9 protein-coding genes and 1 pseudogene are annotated in these 4,983 nt (G+C 54.6%); 2 read left to right on the top strand and 8 right to left on the bottom strand.

Annotated elements, in window-relative coordinates; translation table 11 throughout:
* Positions 1-336: 336 nt before the first annotated feature.
* Both OB87_RS03150 and OB87_RS03145 read left to right on the top strand, forming a co-directional pair.
* The gene (locus tag OB87_RS03150; protein ID WP_033567998.1) at positions 337-558 is read left to right on the top strand and encodes an antitoxin MazE family protein; all 222 of its coding nucleotides are present in this window, start codon (positions 337-339) and stop codon (positions 556-558) included.
* Entirely contained in the window at positions 555-881 is a 327-nt protein-coding gene (locus OB87_RS03145; protein ID WP_033567997.1) for a type II toxin-antitoxin system PemK/MazF family toxin, read from the top strand. The genes OB87_RS03150 and OB87_RS03145 overlap by 4 nt, the downstream gene beginning before the upstream one ends.
* Positions 882-986: 105 nt before the next feature.
* On the opposite strand, the gene OB87_RS03140 is transcribed toward OB87_RS03145, so the two are convergent.
* The 8 genes and pseudogenes from OB87_RS03140 to OB87_RS03105 form a co-directional block, all read right to left on the bottom strand.
* Complete coding sequence (locus OB87_RS03140; protein WP_033567996.1) at positions 987-1,220, bottom strand: MbeD family mobilization/exclusion protein; 234 nt, start codon at positions 1,218-1,220, stop codon at positions 987-989.
* Between the two features lie 3 nt (positions 1,221-1,223).
* A complete protein-coding gene (locus OB87_RS19430) occupies positions 1,224-1,736 on the bottom strand; it encodes a hypothetical protein (protein WP_050515616.1) in 513 nt (170 codons plus the stop codon).
* A 301-nt stretch (positions 1,737-2,037) separates the two neighbouring features.
* Positions 2,038-2,415: pseudogene (locus OB87_RS21140) on the bottom strand (relaxase/mobilization nuclease domain-containing protein); the annotation flags it as partial.
* Positions 2,416-2,468: 53 nt separating this feature from the next.
* Positions 2,469-2,768, bottom strand: coding sequence for a plasmid mobilization protein (locus tag OB87_RS03125; protein ID WP_050515618.1), 300 nt, complete (start codon positions 2,766-2,768; stop codon positions 2,469-2,471).
* Positions 2,769-2,925: 157 nt separating this feature from the next.
* Complete coding sequence (locus OB87_RS19625; protein ID WP_072025418.1) at positions 2,926-3,120, bottom strand: hypothetical protein; 195 nt, start codon at positions 3,118-3,120, stop codon at positions 2,926-2,928.
* A 311-nt stretch (positions 3,121-3,431) separates the two neighbouring features.
* Positions 3,432-3,635, bottom strand: a complete 204-nt coding sequence (locus tag OB87_RS03115) for a Rop family plasmid primer RNA-binding protein (protein ID WP_033567993.1) — start codon at positions 3,633-3,635, stop codon at positions 3,432-3,434.
* 265 nt (positions 3,636-3,900) lie between these two features.
* Entirely contained in the window at positions 3,901-4,116 is a 216-nt protein-coding gene (locus tag OB87_RS20480) for a hypothetical protein (RefSeq protein WP_152605867.1), read from the bottom strand.
* 201 nt (positions 4,117-4,317) lie between these two features.
* Entirely contained in the window at positions 4,318-4,650 is a 333-nt protein-coding gene (locus OB87_RS03105; RefSeq protein WP_033567991.1) for an HNH endonuclease signature motif containing protein, read from the bottom strand.
* Positions 4,651-4,983 lie beyond the last annotated feature (333 nt).

Genomic DNA, 4,983 nt, shown 5'->3' with positions numbered 1-4,983 from the left:
GTCGGGTTTCGCCACTTCTGACTTGAGCGTCATTTTTTTGTGATGCTCGTCAGGAGGGCGGAGCCTCTGGAAAAGCGAGGTAGGCTTGTCCGGCTCTGGGGGGAAGGGGGGGCTGTGCTTTTTTTCCCTGGCATCGATGTCTCCTGTCTTTTTAACCCCCACCGCTCGCCGCAGTCCTGTGACCGAGCGTAGCGAGCGAACAGGCGAGGAAGCGGAATTTCCCCTGTCCGTACATAGAAACCCGTTCGCACGGATGCCGCATGGTTTATGCCTTGTACGCGTTTATTCACTTGCCTATAATAGTTACATGTAACGTTACATGTTTTGGAGGTGGCTATGCCTGTTCCACTGAATACCCGGGTGCAGAAGCACCGTGATGCGATGCGCCGGGCTGGCCTGCGCCCTGTGCAGATTTGGGTGCCGGATACCCGTCGTCCCGGTTTTGCTGATGAGTGCCGACGCCAGTGCCTCGCGGTTGCGCAGGCTGACCGGGCTGATCAGTCCATGCAGCAGTTTATGGACTCTGCCCTGATGGATGTGGACGGCTGGACTGAATGAGGCGCGGTGATCTTGTGACTATTGCGCTGCAGGGCGATTTTGGTAAACCGCGCCCGGCGCTGGTTATTCAGGCCAATCCGTTTAATGAGCACACCAGTGTTACCGTTCTGCCGGTCACCAGTACGCTCGTTACTGGTGCTCCTGTGCTGCGTATCAACGTGTGGCCGAGTGAGGCTAACGGTCTGAATAAGCCCTCGCAAATCATGATCGATAAGACCATGACGGTCATGCGCGACAAGGTTGGGCCGGTCTTTGGACATCTTGATCCTGATGCCATGATTGAGGTTGATCGCCTGCTTGCCGTGTTTCTTGGCATCGCCTGACCAGATTTTAACGGCTCAGGCTGGGGCCGTCTTTCTGGTACTGTTTTTGTTTCTCCAGTACCCGTTCTTTTTCCCGCTGCACCCGGGCGTGATAGCGCTGCGCTGCTATGTCCTGTTCTGCCTGTAGAGGCTCCTGAACTGCCCGAGCTGCTGCGTTAATTCGCTGACCTGACTGCTCAAGGAGCTGACTTGCCTGTGCAGCGTCACGTTGTCCTGTAAAGTACGCTCGAACATGTCCTGCAAGGCGTTCTGCGCGGTCTCGCAGGCGTGCTGTTGCGCGTTGAATTGCTGCTCCAGCCGCTTCAAGGCGTTGAGCAAATGGGTTTCCAGCTCGGTCATCGGTCAGTACCCCAGTGGTATCTTGTAATTTTCGCCGTTCACGCCGAACGATCCCGGCCTCTCGTCGATTTTCAGGCAAAGCCGCCCTTTCTCCCCGGCGTTCGCGCACGTCGACCACTGAATTTTCCCGCCCTTCTCGGCCATCGTGTCGAGCGCCTGTTTCTGCTGCCGCAGCGTCTGCCAGTTCTGGCTGATTTGGGACTCCTGCCATGCAGACAGCCCCCAGCCGCTCAGCAAGATAACGCCCAAGACGGTCAGTGCTGTCAGGGCCGGGAACAGAATGCGGCTCCGTATAAGACTCCAGAGCAGGTCTTTTTTGCGGCGGCTGAATTCCGATGACATGGTTTCTATCTGGCGTTGCATATCGGCCTGCATGGTATTGAGCTCGGTACTCAATATGGTGTTCAACCCGTCGCGCAAAGCGATCAGCTGCTCCCGGGTCAGGTTTTGAATAGTCTCGTTCTCCTGCTGCTGCCGCTGTTTCAAGCGTTCGGCGAGGGTCAAAGTCTCGCTCATAGAGTCCTCCTTTTAGTCGCCAGCGCTGGCCGCTCTCCGGTTCGGCGACGGTGATGTAATTCTTGCCTGCCCGGGTTACGGTCAGGCCCAGCCCGGCCACCTGCTCCAGTAACTGCTGCCGGTCGCTGATAAGCCCCTCAGCGGCCCGCTGTGCCAATATCCGGTCGAGCAGTTCCCGTATGTTCCCGTCGGGCTTTTCGCCGCGCCTGATGGCTTCTGCGGCGATTTTAAGCTCATGGCCGGGGGTGGCGATGTCGCGTGCCCGCTGAGGGTCATCCGGGTCAGCCAGTCCGTAGCGGGCATTGATTTCACTGCGGAAGTCATCAAAAGCCTGCCGTGCCCGGTCGCCGGGCGGGCGGATGTTGAGGCTTTTCCCGGTGCTCAGTTCCACGCGGGGCGTGACGAAGTGCAGCTCGTGATGGCCGGCATGGCTGTGGCGTACCCACAGGATGTTGTACTGGTCAGGCTCCATGCCGGCGAACGCCACGCGCTCGAACCGGTCCATGATGGCCTGCTCCCTCTCCGGCGGGATTGTTTCCCCGGGGGCGAACGACAGGACACCGGACGTGTAGCGGTGCCTGAACGTCAGCGAGTCGATTAAGTCCCGGGTGGCATCCGGGGCGCCGCGCAGCACGACCGGGGGCGATGACGCCCGGCCCGGTCTGTCCGGGTCAGTCATGTAATCCACGGGGCCACTGCCGCCGCCGGTGCCGTGGCGACTGAAACCGACAATCACCGGGTCAGCTCCCGAATGTGGCGCTCGATGGCCATCAGGTGAGAAACCACCTCAACCGCCGAGGCGGCGGATTTATGCGTGTTCACCCAGCGGGCGATCATGTTCAGGTTGGCGTTAAGGCGGTTGAGCAGGATGAGGCGCTCGCGGTCGTCGGCTTTGTGGCTGATGTTCATCCTGCCGATGTGGTCGCGCACGAGTTCTGACATGGTGAAACCTGACCTGTCGGCCAGCGCCTGCAACTGGCTGAATTCGTCGTCAGAAAACCGCACCCGGAGCATGTTTTCACGTTTCTTCACCGCACCCCCCATTTACCGGCGAATAATGAATAAACAAGGCTACCCAATGTTGCTACATTTCGCTACGCTCAACGTCGCACATCGGGCCTTGCAAGGGGAGGAAAATCCTCCCCTTGACCCCACCTTACAGCGGTCGTTATGCGCCCCCGATCACCGGTCAGGCATGGCTGACGGCGCTGTCTGTCTCCTGTTCTGCTTCATGGTAGGCGTGGTAAAAATCGCGGAGCTTTTCGGCGAGAAGGAAGGCGAGGATTTCGCGCACCTGGTCATGGGAGATTTCGATGAGGGCATAAGACAGCGCACAGCATTGGTCTAACAGTTCGTCAGGCCTAAGAGGGGTATCGTCGAACATGATGATGGCTCTCAACTAGAAAATGATAGCTACCACAAGAGTTCCTACGCTCTTCGGGTGGTAGCCCAAACGGGGGTAGGAATACCGGTCTAGTTGGACCCGGCCAGCCCGAAGGCTGCCCCGCCTGAGCCACCATTGAGGCGAACAAAGGCTGCGATATAAAAATGGACGCTTGGCGCGTCCGTTTTATCGCCAACTAGAAAGCAGGTTCCTACACCCGACCGCCATGCATGGCGGCGGGATCATTATAACCGAAAAAATGCTGTGATGTGCTGACGCGCTGCGCTTGTCCAACGCCTCACGGCACCGGATTAAAATCCGTTCCCGTTCACCGTTTCTTCTTCTGAAAATCGGCTGTTCAGTTTCTGATAGAGCGCTTCTGCCTGTTCGTGCAGCTTTTCACAGTCTGCCGCTTCGTCATCAAGATCGAGCGCATCGAGCTTTTCGAGCAGCAGTAGTGACTGCGCCCGGATAAATTTCGCCATGTTCAGCGCTGCGGATTCCTGTCGGTTCATGTGTGTTTTTTCCTGTCTGGTCATGATTTTCAGCTGAAAACGTCAGGCAGTCATTCTGGTGCATAGCTATGCATGGGCGCAAAACTCACCGGCGCGTTTCTGGCGCGTTTGCGGGGGAGAACAGGCTGGGTTTTGGCGGTTTGGCCCCCGAACGCGGCCGGGGACGTCGGGGGCGGTGCGCGGAACAGGTGTTATGTTCAATTCGAGTGACCTACAGGTACAAAAAAAGCCCAGGAGGGCTTTTTGGGGGGGGCGTCATTTTAAGTTATTGATCACGAAACTGACCGTGTTGGTCGCTTGGCTTTTTGTTACGTTCGCGATGAATTTCATAGGTGAATCCACAGCTGATAGCCCAATCAATTCCCTGTTTTTGAGTATCGCATTTAAACAAAAACTTCCCGCTATTTTCTTCTTCGACGATATGGTACGAATCGGAACCATCTTTGATCTTCACTATGTGAACGTTTTTAGCCTTTGGCATTTTGCTTCCTTATTTGTCTGATTGAGTGGGTTATACCCATCCTGTATTTATGGTTTTTTGTTGTGTTTTCAACCAGTCGCAGACTGTTTTGTAGCCACCATCGGCCATCGACGCGAAGTTTCCGACGGAAGACCGCTATGCTGACTTTCTCATGCGTTGCGCCCAACGGGTGTTATGGTAAATCGATGTGTTCATCAGACATTACACGGCGTAGTAATGTCCATCATCGTCAAGGTAGTGGTTCTGGTTGCCTACTGATTTTGCTGCAGGGGTTTGGGTATTTAAGCGACCATTTCCTCTTGATGCGTTGTTGCGCCAATGCAGTGGTCTGAGGTTGCTAAGGCTGTCATCACCACCGTTAGCCTTAGTTGTTTCATGGTCAATTTCCCACCCGAAGGCATGATTTCTATCTCCGTATTTGTCTTTTTCTATCCATGCTCCACAATAATCTTTTCTATAAATATTGGAATCATATCCATTGATCTCTTGAGCTTTTTCCCAGACTGCGTTGATTGTTGTTTGATCAAATGACATAGGTATATCCCTTTTTTTTATGTGTACACTCATGTGGTGACTTGAGGGGGATTTTTAAAGTGATTTTTGCTATTTAGGAAAAAAAAAGCTAATGCGGTGATGTTTATAAGATATAGCAAGTGATGATCTTCTTGAGATCCTTCTCGTGTCGTCGTAGTCTTCTGGCTCAGAAACGAAAAAACCGCCCTGCCAGGCGGTTTTTCGAAGGTTCTTAGAGCTATCAACTCTTCGAACCGAGGTAACTGGCTTGGAGGAGCGCAGTCACCAAAACTTGTCCTTTCAGTTTAGCCTTAATCGGCGCATAACTTCAAGTCTAACTCCTCTAAATCAGTT

The sequence above is a fragment of the Dickeya undicola genome (genome assembly GCF_000784735.1).
GTDB lineage: Bacteria > Pseudomonadota > Gammaproteobacteria > Enterobacterales > Enterobacteriaceae > Dickeya > Dickeya undicola.
This window is presented reverse-complemented; position numbering and strand designations above follow the sequence as displayed.

Coding starts and splice junctions, on each gene's coding strand:
- OB87_RS03150 (WP_033567998.1), top strand. CDS start 337: ATGCCTGTTCCACTGAATACCCGGGTGCAGAAGCACCGTGATGCGATG.
- OB87_RS03145 (WP_033567997.1), top strand. CDS start 555: ATGAGGCGCGGTGATCTTGTGACTATTGCGCTGCAGGGCGATTTTGGT.
- OB87_RS03140 (WP_033567996.1), bottom strand. CDS start 1,220: ATGACCGAGCTGGAAACCCATTTGCTCAACGCCTTGAAGCGGCTGGAG.
- OB87_RS19430 (WP_050515616.1), bottom strand. CDS start 1,736: ATGAGCGAGACTTTGACCCTCGCCGAACGCTTGAAACAGCGGCAGCAG.
- OB87_RS19625 (WP_072025418.1), bottom strand. CDS start 3,120: ATGTTCGACGATACCCCTCTTAGGCCTGACGAACTGTTAGACCAATGC.
- OB87_RS03115 (WP_033567993.1), bottom strand. CDS start 3,635: ATGAACCGACAGGAATCCGCAGCGCTGAACATGGCGAAATTTATCCGG.
- OB87_RS20480 (WP_152605867.1), bottom strand. CDS start 4,116: ATGCCAAAGGCTAAAAACGTTCACATAGTGAAGATCAAAGATGGTTCC.
- OB87_RS03105 (WP_033567991.1), bottom strand. CDS start 4,650: ATGTCATTTGATCAAACAACAATCAACGCAGTCTGGGAAAAAGCTCAA.